This is a genomic window from Alteromonas sp. NFXS44 (assembly GCF_040148705.1).
GTDB lineage: Bacteria > Pseudomonadota > Gammaproteobacteria > Enterobacterales > Alteromonadaceae > Alteromonas.
This window is the reverse complement of the sequence record NZ_JAGDEA010000009.1, coordinates 68506-87980: the sequence shown is the minus strand read 5'-3', so window position 1 is coordinate 87980 and position 19475 is coordinate 68506. Positions and strand designations below refer to the sequence as shown.

Sequence of the window (19475 nt, the reverse complement as noted above, 5' to 3'; positions counted from 1 at the left end):
CATGTTTAAAGGTGGAATGGGAAATATCATGAAGCAGGCGCAACAGATGCAGGAGCGCATGCAAAAAGCACAAGAAGACCTGGCGAAAATTGAAGTGACCGGTGAAGCCGGAGCGGGCATGGTGAAAGTTACCATGACGTGCAATCACAATGTGCGCCGTGTCGACATTGATGAGTCGCTGATGGACGATGACAAAGACATGATAGAAGATCTGGTGGCTGCAGCCTGCAACGACGCTGTGCGTCGTGTACAGGAAACCAGTAAAGAGAAAATGGGCGACGTAACCGGTGGTATGCCATTACCTCCCGGCTTCAAAATGCCGTTTTAATTAATGCCCTCGTATTTACTGGCCTGTAGAGGATAAATTTACTGTTTTGTCGATGGGGTCAAATTGGGGGCAACGAAAATAGCAAAAAAAAGCTCTAGTTTTTGACTAGAGCTTTTTCTCTTTTTAGAAGCTTTGTCCAAGCTTCGCAGCAAGTTGGTTGATGTAATCAGGGTTATCCTCGGGTATCCATTTGCCATAAATTTTCCCTATCATATTTGTGTTTCTGTGACCCATTTGACCAGCTAACCATGTTTTGTCGCATCCCGCCGTAAGTAATCTGCTAGCGTATGTGTGTCTCAGTTGGTAAGGCTGTCTGTAAGGTACTTTTGCCTGTCTCAACCATTTTTCCCACTGTTTTGGAGAAGTGGTGAGTTCTGGTCTCCGGTAGGGTTGATTACCTCTCGACAAAAATACTCTCCTGTAAGTAGGTCTAACATCAGGGAAATATGCCGATCTGGATGATTCAATAACGAGCAGGCGAAAACGTGCCTCGACGGATGTCGATGCACTTTCATTAGTATTAGGCTGGCAATTTTAAGTAAAAAGGACGGTACGCCTTATTGGATGAAGCTAAAACTTCATCTGTGTGCCGAGGTTTATAGACGCTCTGCGAAGTCTAGCCCGCTAATTTAGGGGGAAGGGCCAGTACCCAAATTAATCTTTTCTAAGTCATATCATTGTTCCCGTTCGTGAAAGAAGCTAGGCGTACCGTCAAAGTGCTGATTGTCCATGTGTCGCGATCACGTGAACTCTCAACACGAAAAATTTTACTCCATCTAAAATTTCCAATGTCACTTAAACTTGAATTTGGCTAAAAAATTTCCTTCATCGGTGACTATCTATTGATAGTGGAGTCAGCCAATCTTTTTCTTATCCTGCTTAGGATTCATGAACTAGGCGGGCACGCTATTGAAAGTACGGTAAACCTCAGCGGTGCTTTCCTCGCTGACTCGACACATGTGTAGAGGTACATGTGTTAAAGATACTTTGTCTATCAACACGATATTCAATGTATCTTGAAGCTAAGTTAAGTGGGCATAAAAAGAAGGGAGCCTGTTGGCTCCCTGAGGTCACTTGTTCCGTTTTAATTTAACAATCCCAATACTTTTCCTGCTTCACGAAATCCATCCAACCTTATTTCAACGACCCTGTCCTGAGTGTTTGTAGCAAGCTTTTCCAGTTCTGCTAGTTGCTTGAGGAATTCGTCCTTTTGAATCACTTCTGACTTGTCGTCTCCGAGTTGCCGTTTGCTGTTAAACATTAACTCATAGATGAGGTCACACTCAGTAGCTTTGAACTTAATGCTGGTCGATAGCAGTCTTTGCTGGGTTTCACTGAATGATGATTGATTGCTGGCGAATATTCTGGAATGCGCCTTTTCAATTTGGGTCAGAAATCGTTGGCGATGACTGTACATGAAGACAAATTCATATAGCCCATCATTACTTTCCAGCTCTTGCAAATACTTCTGTAGAATTCTCTTTCGTAAGTCAGCGTTGGATTTATTCTTCGCGTTAGAAGTTTCCATCTCAATAGCAATTTTGCAGCCAGTGACGGCGTCAACGACGACAGCGTCTACTAGTCGAGGGTCATTAGCTCTGTGCTCTAACATTACTGCTAGGTCTGCTTCTGACGCAAATCCTGAGATTTTTTGATGCTTCGCCAGATTAAGAACAACCAATTGTACTGAAAGGTCATGGATCAGGTTTCGTTCGTTGACTCTGCTCGCATCGGAGCGCATATGCAGTTCACGGTTTAGCAAAAATTCTGCTTCTCTGATGCCGTGGGACGTCAGCAGAATATAGCCGTTGTCCGTGTTAGCAAAAGAAGGATGAACTACAATGAGTTGCTTCTTTTTTATGCGATTGATGAGCTTGTTTACCGCCTCGCGGCGTAACCCTAGATTTTGTTGAATAACACTTTTGCTGGATACCCGAAATGTTCCCAGTATTGCCAACACAGCATTCTCTCTCAGCATACCCAGGGTCGCAGGATCAGAAGCTGCTGTGCTTTTTATATGGCGTATCGATGATTCGATCGCCCTTTCCATGTAGTTCATTTTTTTCTCCTTGATTTAGTTACAACACTACATAGAAACCAATCAGGAGAAATCAGCGGGGCAGGGCAGTATGCTCTGCATTCTGCCCGAGCTTCGCTCTGCTAGGCATACTGCGTAATGCCCATATTTTTTGTGGCAAAAAATACAAACAACTTCGTTGTAGCAACACTTCTGCAAGCCAGAGTGGACGCGACTCGTCGCTACTCTGGCACTTGTCGCTTTGCTACGGCGACAGAAGCGTTGCTCGGAGTCAGCTACCGCTGATTTAGCCACATTCCACCAAGCTCTACTCTGGGAAAGCTGCGCTTTGAGCATCCCATCGCAGAGTTCACACCACTGGTGTTTCAGTTGCCTGCAATTACGCCGTAATTACAAGCAATTTTGCTTAAGCAAAATGAAATCTGGCTAAATCTGCGATGCTGACTCCGGCTTCGTTGATTACTGTGTTTCACAAAGTAATCAACTACGCAGCAGTTGTTGAGCTTCGCTCAAGTGTTTTAATAAACTCTTACAGAGTTTGTACTTAATGCTTTTTCAAAGCGCCAATGCGACAGCAATAGTCGTGAAAACGACAAGTGCTTTTCTAATTCTGATTAGACTTAAGTAGAATGAAAGGGTATTAATGAACAATAATCCCTCAGATAGAAGGGATAATGTTCGGAAGGAGCCGAAAGATGAACGATGTAGTTGTTAAAAACATAAGCCAAACGAAAATTGATATCCAAGTGGAAAACACCTCGACATTTTCTCTAGCTGCCCAGCAAAATGCTTATCCTGTTTTGAAATCCATTCGAATAAGCTTCCCTAAGGATGATGAACAGGAGCTTACATCGTTTAATTCACTTACTGTCAAATTGAAAGCAATTGACGGATGGCTCGAAGAAGAAACCTGGTATATAGACAGATTAGAGCCAGGCCAATCTATCAGTTTGAAGATAAAAGAACTGAGATTTCCTTTTGAAAAACTGTTCGGAATTACAGAAGAGGTTTCTCACGATCTTTCTTTTATTGTCCTAGATGACGGTCAGAAAGTCTTAGCTGAAAAACATAAAAAAATTCATGTGTTACCAGCAAACTATTGGGGAGGTGAAGAAAGGCAGCCAGCTTTGTTGGCTGCTTTTGTTAAGCCCAACGGACTTTACGTAGAATCACTTATCAGACAAGTGGCAATCGTACTCGAACAAGGAGGGTTTGGTCGCTCTGTAGATGGGTATCAATCTAATACCCGAGAAAAACCATACGTTATGCTTGCTGCATTGTGGAATGTGGTATTCAAAGAAAAGCTTGCATACGTAAGTCCTCCACAAGGTTTTGCGACTTCAGGCCAACGTATCAGGTTGGCTGCCGATATTAGTCATTCGCGAATGGCTGCTTGCTTAGATTCATCCTTATTATTTGCCAGTTGTATTGAAGCGATGGGACTTAATCCTGTAGTGGCTGTTACGAAAGGTCATGCATTTGCAGGGGCATGGTTAATAGATGAAAAACTACCGATCCTAACCAATGATGATCCTCAGGATATTCGGAAAAGAATTGATAACAGAGATTTAGTCTTGTTTGAGACGACTCTGGTCACCAATGATTCGCCAGTAACATTCGAACAAGCCAAAGATCATGCAAGGGATTTGCTTTCAGAGGATAAAGAAACAGATTTTGTAATGGTAATCGACATTGCGCAGGCCAGGGCGCAGTCAATAAAGCCAATGTCCACTGTAGAGGAAAAAAAGGAAGAATCTACATCGTTAGAGGGGGCTGATGAACTGGATTTACCTGTGATTCCTCCATTGCCTCCTGTGAGAAAAGATGAGCAAATTGTAGTTGAAACACCAGAGACCAGAATAGATACATGGTCTAGAAAGTTATTGGATCTCACGAAGAAAAATAGCCTGCTTAATTTCAGTGATAGGGCAATATCAATAAAATTATATTGTCCAGATATTGCAGCTATGGAAGATATGCTCGCTGATGGTACAAAGTTTAAATTCTTATCAGCTCAGGAAAGCCCGCATTTTGACCCAAGCAGAGATAGTGAGATGTTCAGACTCCAAACTGGGTCAGATGTTCATCGGGACTATGCTCTGAATCAGTTGAAAAACAATGTGCTTATTGCTAATCAGCCAAGTAAGAGACTTGAGAAAAATTCAGTAGAGCTGTTCAGAAAGGCTAAGAATGATTTAGAAGAAGGTGGTTCAAATACTCTGTTCCTGGCTTTAGGGTTTCTGAAGTGGAAGGAAAACCCTGAAGATTCGAGAAGTTATAAAGCCCCATTGATCCTCATCCCCGTTAAATTAACAAGACGAAGTGCCAGAGCGCCCGTATATGTTGAACAATTGCAGGAAGAAGAACCTATTTTCAACTTAACGTTAATAGAATTCTTGCAATCCGAGCAGGATATAAACCTTAGTGAGTTCAAAGATGAATTGCCGGAAGACGATAGCGGGATAGACGTGCCGTATATCTGGCAGCGTGTAAGAGATGCAGTCAGGGAGCAGGCTGGTTTTGAGTTGGTAGAAGAACTCGTATTAGGTTCATTTTCATTTGCTAAATATTTGATGTGGCGTGATCTTCGAAATCGGCTGGACGATTTAAAAGAAAATATGTTCGTCAAGCATCTAGTTGATAACCCCCACGAGCCTTATCCACAAGAAAGCCAGTTTATTGAAAGGGAAGAAATAGACGATAAGCTCGACCCCGCCAAAATATATACACCTCTCAATTGTGACAGTTCGCAGTTGGTTGCTGTCGATGCCTCGGCACGCAGTCAGGACTTCGTTTTAGAAGGCCCTCCTGGCACAGGAAAGTCGGAGACAATCGCAAACATCATTGCTCACAATCTCGGACTAGGCCGAAAAGTTTTATTTGTTGCAGAAAAAATGGCGGCATTAAATGTGGTTTACCGTCGTCTACAAAAAGTAGCCCTAGACCATCTATGCCTTGAACTACATAGTAATAAGGCCAACAAGAGAGCAGTCTTAGAACAACTGAATATCGCATGGCAAAAGCGAGAAGGTCTGAATCCCAGAACCTGGGATATGACGGTTTCAGAACTAAAGGGGAAGAAAGAAAAGTTAAATAACTATGTGAGAGCACTGCATCACAAGTCTCAATTTGGTTTATCTGCACGAGATACAATTTCTGTTATTGCACTAAACAATGAAACTTCAAAGGTAAAACTAGATTGGCCGCAGGATATTCAAGCTGCCCCAATCTCAACTAAAGACGAACTCCTTGCCACAGAAGGCTTAGTTGAACAGGTAGCTATTGCATTTGCAGACGTCCGTGATTTAGATATAAGCGCGTTTCAAGTCGTATCAGCAACAGAATGGTCAAACCTCTGGCAATCAAATCTTCTTTCTGCGATTCAAAACTGGCAGGCAAAGTTCAGCATCCTAAATGAGAAGGTTGATGAAATACTTCCCATATTTTCGCTAGAAAGGATAGAGAGAACTCTTTGTAATCTCGATAAATTAACCAACATAAGTGTTCTGGCAAATCTTGCGTTAAAGAATGACATCGCATTTGCAATTGATACAGGTGCTAAAGACAGACTTGAAATAATTAAAGACTTGTCTACTGCAAAGGCTCAGTTCGATGAGAGCATCAATTCGGTTGCTCATGGTGTTACATGTGACAATCTTGACTCTGTTCCTGTGAAACAGTGGCGGCTATTAGCGGAAGAAGCAGAGACTGGTTGGTTAAAATCATTTTTCAATAAACGTAGAATAAATAGTGAGGCTGCTTCGATAGGCATATCCAAAATTGACGACTATTCAATTTTTGATCAGATCGAAGAATGTCAGAAGCTGAAGAAAGTTATTGAACAAAAGATAGTCCAACTTGAGGATTATCCTATTTGGATGGGTTGGAGCACTGAACCACATGATATTGATGAGAAGGCTGAAATAGGGTTAAAGGTTCGACAGTGCCTGTCTGCATTGATCAGCTTAACGGATGAACCTGCTGAAATCCTAATACCCGCCAAAAAATGGTTTGTTGATGGTAGAGAGTTTTTAGCAGAATCGAAGCTCTATGCTACGTCTGAAGCGTACCTTGTCGCGATGAATGAATTCAGTATTCAAAACGACGATATCTCTTTAATGGGGCTGGATATTGAGGCTAATAAGTCACTTTTAAGCGTTGACGAAAATTTCACCGACATAGCTTCAAACGCAAATAAATTAAAAAATTGGTGTGAATGGCAGTCAGCAAAGCAAAAAGTTGCTGAATTGAACCTTCAAATCCTTGCTAGCAAGTTAGAAAATGGGGAAGTTGACCACAGTGAGTTAAGTGAACAGTTCCGGCGTGGGTTTTGCGCTTGGCTAGCCCCATTACTGATCGATGAGAGCAATGAGTTAAGGCAATTCAAAGCATCAACGCATGAGCAGACAATCGAAGCCTTCAAAAAGCTTGATGAAAGGGTTGCTCAGATTACAAGTGATTACATCATTGCGCTCGCTTCTCAAGAGAAACCCGTTAAAGACGGAGAGGGAAACCCTAAAGAATTCGGTGTACTTTCCAAAGAACTTCAGAAGAAAACTCGACATATACCTATTCGCTCACTGATTACGGAGTTAGGTGAATCCTTACTTGAGCTTACTCCTTGTCTGATGATGTCACCGCTATCAGTCGCACAATTCTTACCTTCTGATTTTAAGGGGTTCGATTTAGTTGTTTTTGATGAAGCCTCTCAGATGACGACCTGGGATTCTGTTGGCGCAATTGCTAGGGGTAAGAACGTCATCATCGTTGGTGATCCTAAGCAAATGCCACCTACCAACTTTTTTTCCGCTGGAGCTGGTTCAGATGACCCTGATGAAGAAGATCTTGAATCAATATTGGATCAGGCTCTTGCGGCTAGGTTACCTCTGAAGAGATTAATGGGGCACTACCGCAGTAAGCATGAAACCCTCATCGCTTTCTCTAACAATAAGTATTATGAAAATTCACTCGTTACTTACCCATCTGCGGAAACGAAAGAATCCGCTGTGTCGCTACACCGTGTCAATGGCATCTATGCCAAAGGTAAAGGGCGCAACAATACAGTTGAAGCAAAAGCCGTTGTCGCAGAAATTGTACGCAGGCTCCTCGACAAGAACGAATGTGAGAAATCAATCGGTGTTGTAACACTGAACACTGACCAGCAAAGAACCATAGAAGACTTACTCGACGATGCAAGAAGACAGCATCCAAACATAGAGCAATATTTTCAGGACGGGCCTGATAAAGAACCTGTATTCGTGAAGAACCTGGAGTCAGTTCAAGGCGATGAGAGGGACATAATTATGCTTAGCTTGGCATATGGCCCAACCGAGCCTGGCGCCAAGAACATGAGCATGAATTTCGGGCCGCTTAATAAGAGTGGTGGCGAGAGAAGACTGAATGTAGCTATCACGAGAGCAACAACAGAAGTTGTTGTATTTAGTAGTTTTGACTCATCGATGATAGACCTGAGCAGAACCAATTCTGTTGCCATAGAGCATCTCAAACATTTCTTAGAATTCGCCGAAAAAGGCCCCATCGCATTGGCAGAAATTGCCTACGCTGAACATGGTGTAGACCAGTTCGATAGTGAATTTGAGCAGGCGGTTGCCCAGGCACTTCGCTTAAAGGGCTGGAAAATTCAAACCCAGGTTGGTGTTAGCAAATTCAGAGTCGACTTAGGAATACTTCACCCAGATAAACCTGGAAGGTATATCGCTGGTGTGGAGTGTGACGGAGCTACTTATCATGGCTCTCCAGCTGCTAGGGACAGGGACAGAGTAAGACAGATAATTTTGGAAAGCCTTGGATGGAGCATTGTTAGGTTGTGGTCGACTGATTACTTCGTCGACCCTGAATCTGCCATCGATAAAGTAGATTCAAAATTACGTGAAATTCTTGATTTGGAGAGGGAGAAGGATAGTCTGCAAGAAGCAGAAGCAGAAGCAGAAGCAGAAGCAGAAGCAGAAGCAGAAGCAGAAGCAGAAGCAGAAGCAGAAGCAGAAGCAGAAGCAGAAGCAGAAGCAGAAGCAGAAGTTAAGTCAGATTCAGCAGTCTTAGCTAAAGGCTCATCACTCAATATAGCTAGTGATAATTCAATAGAAGATGAAGAGCAAACCCATGAGGGGACGACCAAGCTGCTAAATGCTGCGGATTATTTTAAGCCAGAATATCAAGAACGACTTACTCAATTGACAAAAGAATTGTTAGCTGAGAGGCCTGCTATAACACTGCATTCATTAGCCCTCGAAGTTGCCAATTTACATGGATTGACCCGCACCAGTAAAAAACAACTAGATTATCTGAGGCAAATTGTTGAGAACTTTGCAGGAATTAAAGAAAACGCAGGTTACTCTCCGACAATTTGGAGTTCTCCTGAAGAGATTGTAGAAATTATTGAATGGCGAGGTCTTGAACCATTTGGCTATGAAAGAAAATGGAACGAACTAGCATTTGAAGAGGCTTTGGGGCTTGCAAAATATGCGATTGGAAAAGATTCTGCTTTCCCTGTCGATGTTATGTGCCAGGAATTTGCTTTAAAGAGACGACATGACACTACATTGCAAAAGTTCGAAGAGTGGGTTTCAAATACTAATAAGTATGAATTCTCAGAGTAACGCAAAATTATGATTTCAAAGAAAATAGAGCACCGAAACGGTGCTCTAAAAGTCAGAGAGATTTGCCATATACTCGTTCTTTGAGCAAGTGAAAAAACAATCCGATGGTGTATATTGAAAAAATGTACACCCAACCTTTCAGTCCTACGAACGGATAATAAGGGTGAGGAACAAATTGTGTGATAAGTTGAATAAACCAAACTGCGAATAAAATATCACCAATTACTATACACTCCTCAACAATCCATCTAAGGGTTCTTTCTTTTAAAAGATTTCTTACAATCATATTTCTCCTTTCTATCTGAATGACCTCGAAGTTAATTAGGATTAGGACTAGAGGAATTTCAGGGAGGGCAATGACTTTATAAAAAATCTACGGAATGATATTTATTTTGTAATCTAAGAGCATTTACACATATATGTGAAAGCTCAATCATTGTTTGCTTAATATACCAATGGCGATAGTAAAATTAATACTTGTGTCGTTATACACTTTAAGTATCAATGAGATAGGTGTATTGTAAAGAGAGCAAGCAAATAATAACTTACAAATAAAACAAGGATTTGTTATGAAATTGTCTAACGTGTTGTCTATTGTCAATCAGGTTGAAAAGTCTAAGTTTATCAATGCTATAGACAGAATATGTAGTGACGCTGTTAAGCACGACAAGAAAATTGCGGCTCAACTCGACAAGTTAGACGGACAGATTAAAAACGCTTCTAGTACCGATATTACTCAACTTTTTAAAATAGTGCTTCCTTACTTCGAAAAGTCAGTCAGGGAACAGCTTGCAATGCTTGGTGCACAAGCGACGCTTTTAACAAATATTATGAGCAGAGATGGTAACTGCATAGCTCGTGTGACTTGGGTTGAAACGTTGTACACAAAAGAGTGGGATGTTATCAACGGCAGAGCAAACGAACTCAAGTCTGAAATTGAGGCTGTCGATGATGGCGAGACTTTTACCGACGGTAAAAGGCTGGGTATTTATTATGCTTGCTTGAAAGAGGCATATTCGAATGACGAGCGTATTAACCGTGAAGCTAAAATTACGGATGATGAACGTGGCATTCTTAACGTTCTTGCCAAACAATTGGATGTTACAGCTGATGACCAGGCAGGGGTCGAGCACCTGATTGACGGCATCCCGAGAAATGGTGTTCAGGATGCTTTAAACGAGTTGCGAGAAATCGGCTTAGTGTTCATCAGTAGAAAGCTACAGACTGTGTATGTACCTGATGAAATAGTTAATCTGTTGCACCGTTTACAAGGTAAAGAACTCGCAGATAAGCATCTACTTAGAATATTACGAACCCTCGGTGACGCAGAACTTTCGAATATTCTAAAAAATCATCGTAAGAAAATACGTGGCGTAGAGCGGAAAGAAAAAATTGAAAATATAATGAAGCTGGGTGTCCCTGCATCACAATTATTACAAGATGACATGTTTAGTGAAGACTCTAACGTTAATGACAAAAAAGAGCGACTTAAGCTGCTTATACAGGATTTAGATCTTGAATTGGACAAGTTGGGAACCACACTCGATGAAAGAACATCGCTAATTCTAAATGCATTGAATACCAGCACAGAGAAAGAGTTCAATGCTCTCAGCGCTACAGGCTTTAAAGAATTATTTGCCGCCCTTCAGAATCACTTCCCAACTCTGAGTACAGTTCTTAAACAGGAGTTTGAACTGGAAGAGCAAGAAGAGCTAGATGTAGAAAAGCTCAGGGCTTTAAGTATTACTCCTTACGATATCCTCTATATGCTTACTAATGATGAAGTCAAAGCTGTTGTCGAAAGTATGGGTATCAAGAAACGCGGTAACCTTCGTCTTAATATTCTTGCGAGTTTTGCAGACGCGACAGATAAGCTCATAGACAATTATGGGGCCTTGGCACGGAGAGACCTAGCAACATTAAAAGCTGACAATATCGAGATAGCTGAGGCTGACTTGGGCGTTAAGTTCGAAGAGGTTACCAAAGCCATATTTGAACAGCTGGGATTGTTGGTCGATGAAGACCTCCGCAGAGTCATTAACACAACCAAAGACAAAGCTGATGTACTCATTTCGCTCAGTGAAGACGATGTAATTGTTGGGGAAGCTAAAACCTGCAAAAACGGTGATTTTGCGAAATACTCTACTACTTCAAGACAGGTTAAGGCTTATGTAAATCGATGTGAGCAGGCAGGAAAGCGGGTTGCTCAGGTGCTAATTGTCGCTCCGACGTTTTCTGATGACTTCGTAGAAAGTGCAGAAATGGATACAGAAGTTAATATCTCACTTCTTGAGGCGGATGGTCTGAAGAAAATTCTTGATGCTTATAAAGCGCGTCGTAACCCCAAGTTTTCTGCGAAGTTGTTTACCAAAGGTGGTCTTCTTAAAGCCGATCTTATAGCAAAAAATATTTAGCAAAAAGGGGCTAAAATTATGCCGCCACGAATTTTTCCAATTTAGGTAATCAGCCCTCGAAGTTATTGGAGGTCTTTTGTTTATTGAATACAAACGGAAGTTTTTAGAGAGTTAAAAGGCTAACCACTTGATAAACATAATCGAAATTCAACAACGGATGACCCAGGGGTTTACCAAACCCTGGCTGTGCCGTGGAGATGATGGAAAACTTTACGTCGTTAAGAGGTTGAATGCCGCATATCTCGGATGTATCTATGAATGGATTGCAGCCCAGTTGGGTACTCGATTTGGCCTGCCTGTACCTGATTCTCAACTAGTGTATATCGATGATCTTCTAGTTGAAGGCGACGATGAGTTAACTAACGATTTGGGATGTGGAATCGCGTTCGCTTCAGAGTTGAAAGATAGCTTGCAGGAAGTGAATTTAGATAGACTTAGGGAAGTAAAAAAATCTCTGTTATTGGATCTTTTTATGTTTGATTACTGGATAAAAAACAGTGATAGAACGCTGACTGATAAGGGGGGCAACCCTAATCTCTACTATAACATCGTTACTGGCGATTTGGTGGTATTTGACCACAACTTGGCCTTTGAGCATGACTTTTCCAGTCTTGATCACAAAAGTATTCATGCAGCGAGTTCGGTAATTAAGGGGCAAACTGATCTATTTACAGATGTGATTGATAAAGCACACTATCAAGCTAAATTTGAAGAAGCTATGTTAGACTTTGATGCAGTCATTAATATCATACCTCAAGAATGGCTCGATGGACTTAAAGATGCCGATGGAGAAATAGATAGAATACGGGTACTATTGAACGACTTTGTAAACGAAAACTTTTGGGAGGCTTTAGCATGATTAACAGCAATTCTGTATACGCGTATGCAGTAGTACGCTTTATGCCTTTCATTGAGACAAGAGAGTTTGCAAACGTAGGTATTGTCTTGATCGAGCCTAAAGAAGGACGGCTTATCTTTAAGGTATCTCCAAAACGTTTTGGCAGAGTTACGAATTTCTTCGAAGAAATGGATAAACAGCTTTACAAACAAGCGGTTGAATCATTTACCGATGAATTAACGAGGTTACAGAGCTTTTGTCGAGCAAACCATCTAAGAAATAAAGAATTAATCGGCGTTTTTAGAGAACTTACGCGTCAGCGTGAATCTGTAATGCATTTTGGTAATGTCAGCAGGGTTTTAGCTAATGAAAGAGCTGAAAAAATGTTGGATAAGTTGTATCAAAAATTTGTTGCCCGTGATTTTGTAAATCAAAAGTACCGAGAGCAACAAATGGTCAAAGCTCTACGCGAGACTTTTGCTAATGAACTGGCTCACAAGTACAGCGAACGAAAGTTAAAAGCTGGGATTTACGAATTCACACTTCCTTTTGTAAGGAATACTAGTCAAGGCAAACGTATTATTAAACCGTTGGCTTTCGATCAGAAGACCGCAATGAGTGCTGCTGAGCATGGACTTATGTGGGTGAATCGGATGAAGGCTTTAGTTGAGAAGAACATTGTTATGCCGGAACAGGCGCTCATTGCAGTGGAGCCTCCCCTAAAGCCACATAATGACTTCAAAGAGGTTTATGACGAAGTCACAGGCTCGGTGGAAGACCTCGGCATTAATTTAGAGCAATTTGAGAACATAAGTAATATCGTCTCTTTCGCTCGTGATTCTGGGGATTACATTGATTCTTCAACTTCGTGGCAATAGTTTAGGCCCCTAATTCAGGGGGCCAAATAGGGGCCAAATTGAGAGTGATATTGAGTTATATTCAGTGATGGAAAGAATGAAAACACCGCTACAAGCCGCGAAATATCGCATAGCATCACAAATCATCAACGAAGCCTCATTTGGCTTCAAAATGCCGTTTTAATCAATGAAATTCAGTCCGCTTCTGGGTGAGCTAATCGAAGCGCTCACCTGTTTGCCTGGTGTGGGCAATAAAAGTGCCCAGCGTATGGCGTTTCACCTGCTCGAACGAAACAGGGATGGCGCCATGAAGTTGGGCACGGTGCTGCATAATGCTATGGAGCACATTCAGCATTGCCAGCAATGCCGCACGTTTACTGAAGACGATGTATGTGAAATCTGCCGTTCGCCGAAACGTCAGGAAGCGGGTGTGTTGTGCATTGTCGAAAGTCCGCAGGATGTGCTGGCCATTGAGCAAACCATGACATTTACCGGCACATACTTTGTCTTGATGGGACATTTGTCGCCCATCGACGGCATCGGGCCGGCTGATATAGGGCTGACCGAACTGGAAACGCGACTTAAAGCCTCTCCGGTATCTGAAGTCATTCTGGCAACTAACCCTACGGTAGAGGGCGAAGCCACGGCACATTATATTGCGCAAATGTGTAACGGGCTTGATATCACGGCAAGCCGGATAGCGCATGGTGTACCGGTAGGTGGCGAATTAGAATATATCGATGGCAGCACGCTGACCCACGCGTTCTCCGGTCGCCGCACGCTTTAAGCTTCAACATTTTCTGCTCTGTCATTACCGTTGGCAGAGCATCATTTCACTCAATTTTATCAAATCTGATAAAAACCCCACTTTTCAGGTTGAAATTATCCCGGCCCGACCCTACTTCCTAGACTGAAATTGATTCAAATAGCTAGGAGACTCTGGTTTATGGCTGAAGCAGCCCAACAAGAAAAACATGGTTTTCAGACTGAAGTAAAACAGCTTCTGCAACTGATGATTCATTCTTTGTATTCCAACAAAGAAATCTTCCTTCGTGAACTGGTATCGAACGCAGCAGATGCCGCCGATAAGTTACGCTTCCGTGCACTGGAAAATAACAGTCTGTACGAAGGCGACGGCGAACTGAACGTGAAGATCAGTACCGATGCTGATGCAGGTACCATTACCATTGCTGATAACGGCATTGGTATGACGAAAGAAGAAGTTATTGCGAATCTGGGTACCATTGCAAAATCCGGTACCAAGGATTTCTTTAGTAAGCTTTCCGGTGATGCGGCAAAAGACTCACAACTGATAGGTCAGTTTGGTGTGGGCTTTTACTCAGCATTCATCGTGGCTGATAAAGTGACGGTAAGATCCCGTGCTGCCGGCACTGACGCCAGTCAGGGCGTTGAGTGGATTTCTGACGGTGAAGGTGAATTCACTGTAGCAGAAATTAACAAGCCTGCCCGCGGCACTGAAATTGTTCTGCACATCCGTGAAGAAGAAAAAGAGTTTGTTGATAACTGGCGTCTGCGCTCAATTATCAGCAAATATTCCGACCACATCAGCATTCCGGTGCAAATGTGGAAAGATGAGATCCCTGAAAGTGAAGGTCCTGACGGTGAAAAAACACCGGCTGTTCCCGGCGAATGGGAGAGTGTCAACAAAGCCACGGCATTGTGGACACGGGATAAGTCAGATATCTCTGAAGAAGAATATAAAGAATTCTATAAGCACATTTCTCATGACTTTGCTGATCCATTGGCATGGGCGCACAACAAAGTAGAAGGTAAGAGTGAGTACACCAGCTTACTGTACATTCCTTCTAAAGCGCCGTTTGATATGTGGAACCGTGATCAGAATCATGGTCTGAAGCTCTACGTCCAGCGTGTATTCATTATGGATGACGCTGAACAGTTCATGCCAACGTACCTGCGTTTCGTAAAAGGTCTGCTTGATTCTAACGATCTGCCGCTGAACGTTTCCCGTGAAATTCTGCAGGACAACAAAGTCACCCAGACATTGCGTCAGGGTTGTACCAAACGCGTATTGCAGATGCTGGAGAAAATGGCGAAGAACGACAGCGAAAAGTATCAGTCGTTCTGGGGTGAATTTGGTAACGTGCTGAAAGAAGGTCCTGCCGAAGACTTCAGCAACAAAGATAAAATTGCCGGCCTGCTTCGCTTCTCGTCAACTCATGGTGATTCCGATGCGCAAACTGTGTCTCTGGATGATTACATTGGCCGCATGAAGGAAGGTCAGGACAAAATTTACTTTGTCACCGCTGACAGTCTGCAAGCTGCGAAAACCAGCCCGCACCTGGAGTTCTTCCGCAAGAAAGGTATCGAAGTGTTGCTGATGGGCGAGCGCATTGACGAATGGTTAATGTCTCACCTGACTGAGTACAATGAGAAGTCTTTCCAGTCTATTGCTAAAGGTGATTTAGATTTAGGTGACCTTGACGACGAGGAAACCAAAAAGGCGCAGGAAGAAGCAGAAAAAGAAGTGGAAGGTGTGCTTGAGCGCGCGAAAACTGCATTGGGTGACAAAGTTGTCGACGTGAAATTTACTCACCGTCTGACAGAATCTCCTGCGGTGATCACGGCTGATGAAAACGGCATGACCACGCAGATGATGAAGCTGATGCAGGCTGCCGGTCAGACAGTACCGGATGTGAAATACCACTTCGAACTGAACCCTGAGCACCAGTTAGTGAAAAAGCTGGCTGATGTACAGGATGAAGCTCTGTTTAATCAGTGGGTAGGCGTATTGTACGATCAGGCAGCATTGTCTGAGCAGGGCAGTCTGAAAGACCCGTCCAGCTTTGTACGCAATTTAAACAGTCTGTTAATGAGTATGGCAAAATAAAGCCGGTTCACCGACTGTAAACATATGAAAACGGGTCTTTATGGCCCGTTTTTATTTTAACTATCACTTATATTTATTTAGGAAAGATATTTCCCTACAAATCAATACTCTGTTCCTGCTGCTTAACCTTTAATGACTGGCTGTTAAAGAAATGTATGTCTTCACGCCTTCGCATGCCCTTACGACTATTGTTCATAAACCATGCGACATAGGTCGTATAATCTGACTCTGTACTTGCTATGGGCTTGTTTCGCTGATGCTTAGTGTGTAAAGTGCCCAACAGTTGAGAAAATAAAGCGGAGAGCGCAAAATGCGAATCATTCTTCTGGGCGCACCGGGCGCCGGTAAGGGAACTCAGGCACAATTTCTGATGGGGAAATACGGTATTCCTCAAATCTCTACTGGTGACATGTTGCGTTCGGCCATCAAGGCCGGTACTGAACTTGGTCTTGCTGCCAAGCGTGTAATGGACGAAGGTAAACTGGTGTCTGATGACATCATTATTGGTCTGGTTAAAGAGCGTATTGCCCAGGACGACTGCAAGCAAGGTTTCCTGCTTGACGGTTTTCCCCGTACCATCCCTCAGGCTGATGCAATGAAAGAAGCAGGCGTATCTGTAGATCATTGCATTGAGTTTGACGTACCTGATGATGTTATCGTTGAGCGTATGGGCGGCCGTCGTGTACATCCTGCCTCAGGTCGTGTTTATCACGTTGTTTACAATCCACCGAAAGTGGAAGGTAAAGATGATGAAACCGGTGAAGAACTGATCATCCGTGATGACGACAAAGAAGAAACAGTACGTAAGCGTTTAGGCGTGTACCACGAGCAAACTAAGCCTCTGGTAAACTACTACTCTGCAGAAGCTGAAGCCGGAAACTGCCAGTACCACAAGCTGGACGGCACCAAACCGGTAGAGCAGGTCAGCAAAGAGCTGGCTGAGCTTCTCGGTTAAAAATTCTTACTAAAGGCCGCATCAAGCGGCCTTTTTTTATACTTCACTGTCAAAGCGGGTAAAAGGCTTTGCCAGTGTGCCGCTTAATTGCCAGAATAGACGCCAATAACCCATTATTAAACCTGACGATTATGAGTTTCCCGATTACTGCGTTTTACGCAAGTCTGTTAGCCTTGTGTTATATCTACCTGTCATTCGCCGTTATTAATGTCCGCCGCAGCGCCCGGATCGGTGTGGGTGACGGAGGCAATGATGAACTTACCCGTGCCATTCGTGTACACGGCAATTTCAGCGAATATGTGCCAATCACTCTTATTCTGCTGGCGTGCCTGGAAAGCTTGCATCCCCAGCACTGGGTATTGCACGTGGGTGGCTGCGCTATATTATTTGGTCGCATTCTCCATGCTTACGGCTTGCGTCACAGTGAAGGAACAAGCTGGCAACGTTTATCAGGCATGCTCCTGACGTTCTTGTCTATGCTGTTTCTTGCCTGCTCGAACCTGTTTATGATCCACTACCTGATTTAGTTTATGTCTGAGTTATTATCTGATTTTTCTGCTCTGGTGACCCCGGTCTGCCTCATTGACGAGAATAAGTTGCGGGCGAACAGCGAACGCATGCAGGAGAAATGTCGCCGGGACGGCGTGACACTGCGGCCCCATGTTAAAACACTGAAAAGCCGTGAAGCTGCGGAAATTTATGCACCGCTGCCAGGGCCTGTCACGGTTTCCACACTGGAAGAAGCCCGTTACTTTGCGCAGGCCGGTTACAAAGATATTCTGTATGCGGTGGGTATAACGCCGAATAAATTCTCTGCGGTTAATGAGCTTCTGGAACGTGGCGTCGACCTGATTGTTGTCGTTGACAATGAAGCGGCGGTGGAGGCGCTGGTAAAAGCCCGCCGTACTTTTATTGTGCCGCTGCGGGTAATGATAGAACTGGATGTTGATGATCACCGTGCCGGTGCCGGGCCTGAGAGCATGCAATTGATCTCTATGGCTGAGCAGTTGAACAACACTGCGCATATCCGTTTTTCCGGCGTGATGGCCCATGCAGGTGCATCTTACGGGTGTAACACGCCCGAGGCGCAATATGCCATGGCAGAACAGGAATGCAGTCGTACGGTACTGGCGGCGAACAGACTCAAAGCTGCGGGATTACCTGCTGACATCATTTCTGTAGGATCCACGCCAACAGCGTTATCTGATTATAAGCCCGGAGGCATTACCGAGATCCGCGCCGGTGTGTACGCAACGTTTGATCTGGTGATGGCCGGTCTGGGGGTTTGTTCAGTATCTGACATTGCAATGAGTGTGTTGACGACAGTCATTGGTCATCAGATGAAGAAGAATCAGGTACTGGTGGACGCAGGCTGGATGGGACTGTCGAGAGATAAAGGCTCTGACTCCCACGGATATGGTCTGGTCGCTGATGCCGGGTGCAATATACTGGATGGCTGGTATGTCAGTCAGACAAACCAGGAACACGGTATCATTGAGCATAAAGATGGTTTACCGGTACCGGATCAAGGTTTCGGATTCGGCCGTCAACTCCGGATCCTGCCAAATCATGCCTGCGCGACGGCGGGTCAGTACCGGCGTTACCACGTTACCCGTGACAACCGCACCGTCAGCGCTATCTGGCATAGTGCTGACGGCTGGTGACACGTTACAGTGATTGCTTTATTACTTCCATAAGAGAAGGCGTCGCTCTTCCCAACAGACGGTGTAATTCATCGCTTGAGCCGGAAAGGCCGCCATCTTTTGCATGATGCTCTGAATCTGCCAGCACATGAGCAAAACCTTCCGGCAGACCGGCAACATCCTGCAGGAATTGTTTGTAACCCTCATAATTCATGGATTCAAAATGAACGGGCTTACCGGTTACAGCGCTGACAGCGTCTGCATATCCCTGCAGAGTAAACGAAGCATCACCGGCCAGCTCATACACGTTTCCTTTGTGCGCAGATACATCTGTCAGCACATTCGCTGTTGCCTCTGCGTAATCATTGCGGGTCGCTGAATCAATGCGGCCATAACCGGCCGCGCCGGCCAGCACGCCGGCGTCAAGAACAGCCTGTAGACCCTGCGTGTAGTTCTCTGTGTACCAGCCGTTCCGTAAAATCACGTAATCCATGCCGGAAGCCTGAATGCGTTGCTCTGTGGCTTTGTGCTCTTCTGCCAGCATCAGAGATGAAGTGTCTGCCCGTAACAAGCTTGAATACACCAGGGCTTTCACACCGGCGCGTTTAGCCGCATCGATTACATTGGCATGTTGTTCAATACGCTGTCCGATTTCACTGCCTGAAATGAGAAACAGTGTCGTGATACCGGTTAGTGCATCTGTCAGCGTGTCAGGTTTACTGTAGTCGAAGTGCCGTGAGGCAATATCAGCAAACATAGCTTGCGACTTGCCGGGGTCTCTGACCAGCGTGATCAAAGAGTCTGCGGATTCTTTCGTTAGCAGGTGTTTAATTGTCAGTTGACCTAACTGACCTGTTGCACCGGTAATTCCAATCATGATTGTTCTCCTGTTAAAACTATTTTGCCGTGCCGTATT

At 43.9% G+C, this 19475-nt stretch carries 14 protein-coding genes; 11 read left to right on the top strand and 3 right to left on the bottom strand.

The window, feature by feature from the left end; genetic code table 11:
• Position 1 precedes the first annotated feature (1 nt).
• A complete protein-coding gene (locus tag J3369_RS13665) occupies positions 2–328 on the top strand; it encodes a YbaB/EbfC family nucleoid-associated protein (RefSeq protein WP_119501895.1) in 327 nt (108 codons plus the stop codon).
• 123 nt (positions 329–451) lie between these two features.
• Here J3369_RS13665 and J3369_RS22035 read toward each other — a convergent pair whose 3' ends face one another.
• Both J3369_RS22035 and J3369_RS13660 read right to left on the bottom strand, forming a co-directional pair.
• On the bottom strand, positions 452–736 hold the full coding sequence (locus J3369_RS22035; RefSeq protein ID WP_502877449.1) for a tyrosine-type recombinase/integrase: 285 nt from the start codon (positions 734–736) through the stop codon (positions 452–454).
• Positions 737–1412: 676 nt separating this feature from the next.
• Positions 1413–2387 carry a hypothetical protein gene (locus J3369_RS13660; RefSeq protein ID WP_349587834.1) on the bottom strand — a complete coding sequence of 325 codons (975 nt, stop codon included), beginning with the start codon at positions 2385–2387 and terminating at the stop codon, positions 1413–1415.
• Between the two features lie 117 nt (positions 2388–2504).
• Here J3369_RS13660 and J3369_RS13655 point away from each other — a divergent pair, with 117 nt between their 5' ends.
• From J3369_RS13655 to J3369_RS13610, 10 genes are all read left to right on the top strand, one after another.
• Complete coding sequence (locus tag J3369_RS13655; RefSeq protein WP_349587831.1) at positions 2505–2651, top strand: hypothetical protein; 147 nt, start codon at positions 2505–2507, stop codon at positions 2649–2651.
• Between the two features lie 410 nt (positions 2652–3061).
• Positions 3062–8983 carry an anti-phage protein ProA gene (proA, locus tag J3369_RS13650; protein ID WP_349587828.1) on the top strand — a complete coding sequence of 1974 codons (5922 nt, stop codon included), beginning with the start codon at positions 3062–3064 and terminating at the stop codon, positions 8981–8983.
• Between the two features lie 569 nt (positions 8984–9552).
• Positions 9553–11397 (top strand): hypothetical protein, encoded by a 1845-nt coding sequence (locus J3369_RS13645; RefSeq protein WP_349587825.1) that lies wholly within the window; start codon positions 9553–9555, stop codon positions 11395–11397.
• A gap of 127 nt (positions 11398–11524) precedes the next feature.
• On the top strand, positions 11525–12256 hold the full coding sequence (locus J3369_RS13640) for a HipA family kinase (RefSeq protein ID WP_349587823.1): 732 nt from the start codon (positions 11525–11527) through the stop codon (positions 12254–12256).
• Positions 12253–13113, top strand: a complete 861-nt coding sequence (locus tag J3369_RS13635; protein ID WP_349587821.1) for a DUF3037 domain-containing protein — start codon at positions 12253–12255, stop codon at positions 13111–13113. The genes J3369_RS13640 and J3369_RS13635 overlap by 4 nt, the downstream gene beginning before the upstream one ends.
• 166 nt (positions 13114–13279) lie before the next feature.
• Positions 13280–13879, top strand: coding sequence for a recombination mediator RecR (recR, locus tag J3369_RS13630; protein ID WP_119501893.1), 600 nt, complete (start codon positions 13280–13282; stop codon positions 13877–13879).
• 159 nt (positions 13880–14038) lie between these two features.
• Positions 14039–15961, top strand: coding sequence for a molecular chaperone HtpG (htpG, locus tag J3369_RS13625; RefSeq protein WP_349587818.1), 1923 nt, complete (start codon positions 14039–14041; stop codon positions 15959–15961).
• A 310-nt stretch (positions 15962–16271) separates the two neighbouring features.
• Positions 16272–16916, top strand: a complete 645-nt coding sequence (adk, locus tag J3369_RS13620; RefSeq protein ID WP_303575456.1) for an adenylate kinase — start codon at positions 16272–16274, stop codon at positions 16914–16916.
• A gap of 74 nt (positions 16917–16990) precedes the next feature.
• Positions 16991–17443 (top strand): MAPEG family protein, encoded by a 453-nt coding sequence (locus tag J3369_RS13615; RefSeq protein ID WP_349587816.1) that lies wholly within the window; start codon positions 16991–16993, stop codon positions 17441–17443.
• Between the two features lie 3 nt (positions 17444–17446).
• Positions 17447–18580, top strand: a complete 1134-nt coding sequence (locus J3369_RS13610) for an alanine racemase (RefSeq protein ID WP_349587814.1) — start codon at positions 17447–17449, stop codon at positions 18578–18580.
• A 4-nt stretch (positions 18581–18584) separates the two neighbouring features.
• On the opposite strand, the gene J3369_RS13605 is transcribed toward J3369_RS13610, so the two are convergent.
• On the bottom strand, positions 18585–19436 hold the full coding sequence (locus tag J3369_RS13605; protein ID WP_349587811.1) for an SDR family oxidoreductase: 852 nt from the start codon (positions 19434–19436) through the stop codon (positions 18585–18587).
• Positions 19437–19475: the final 39 nt, after the last annotated feature.

What these genes read in the sequence shown, in the direction of transcription:
- J3369_RS13665 (WP_119501895.1), top strand. Translation starts at nt 2, where the DNA reads ATGTTTAAAGGTGGAATGGGAAATATCATGAAGCAGGCGCAACAGATG.
- J3369_RS13660 (WP_349587834.1), bottom strand. Translation starts at nt 2,387, where the DNA reads ATGAACTACATGGAAAGGGCGATCGAATCATCGATACGCCATATAAAA.
- J3369_RS13655 (WP_349587831.1), top strand. Translation starts at nt 2,505, where the DNA reads ATGCCCATATTTTTTGTGGCAAAAAATACAAACAACTTCGTTGTAGCA.
- proA (WP_349587828.1), top strand. Translation starts at nt 3,062, where the DNA reads ATGAACGATGTAGTTGTTAAAAACATAAGCCAAACGAAAATTGATATC.
- J3369_RS13645 (WP_349587825.1), top strand. Translation starts at nt 9,553, where the DNA reads ATGAAATTGTCTAACGTGTTGTCTATTGTCAATCAGGTTGAAAAGTCT.
- J3369_RS13635 (WP_349587821.1), top strand. Translation starts at nt 12,253, where the DNA reads ATGATTAACAGCAATTCTGTATACGCGTATGCAGTAGTACGCTTTATG.
- recR (WP_119501893.1), top strand. Translation starts at nt 13,280, where the DNA reads ATGAAATTCAGTCCGCTTCTGGGTGAGCTAATCGAAGCGCTCACCTGT.
- htpG (WP_349587818.1), top strand. Translation starts at nt 14,039, where the DNA reads ATGGCTGAAGCAGCCCAACAAGAAAAACATGGTTTTCAGACTGAAGTA.
- adk (WP_303575456.1), top strand. Translation starts at nt 16,272, where the DNA reads ATGCGAATCATTCTTCTGGGCGCACCGGGCGCCGGTAAGGGAACTCAG.
- J3369_RS13610 (WP_349587814.1), top strand. Translation starts at nt 17,447, where the DNA reads ATGTCTGAGTTATTATCTGATTTTTCTGCTCTGGTGACCCCGGTCTGC.
- J3369_RS13605 (WP_349587811.1), bottom strand. Translation starts at nt 19,436, where the DNA reads ATGATTGGAATTACCGGTGCAACAGGTCAGTTAGGTCAACTGACAATT.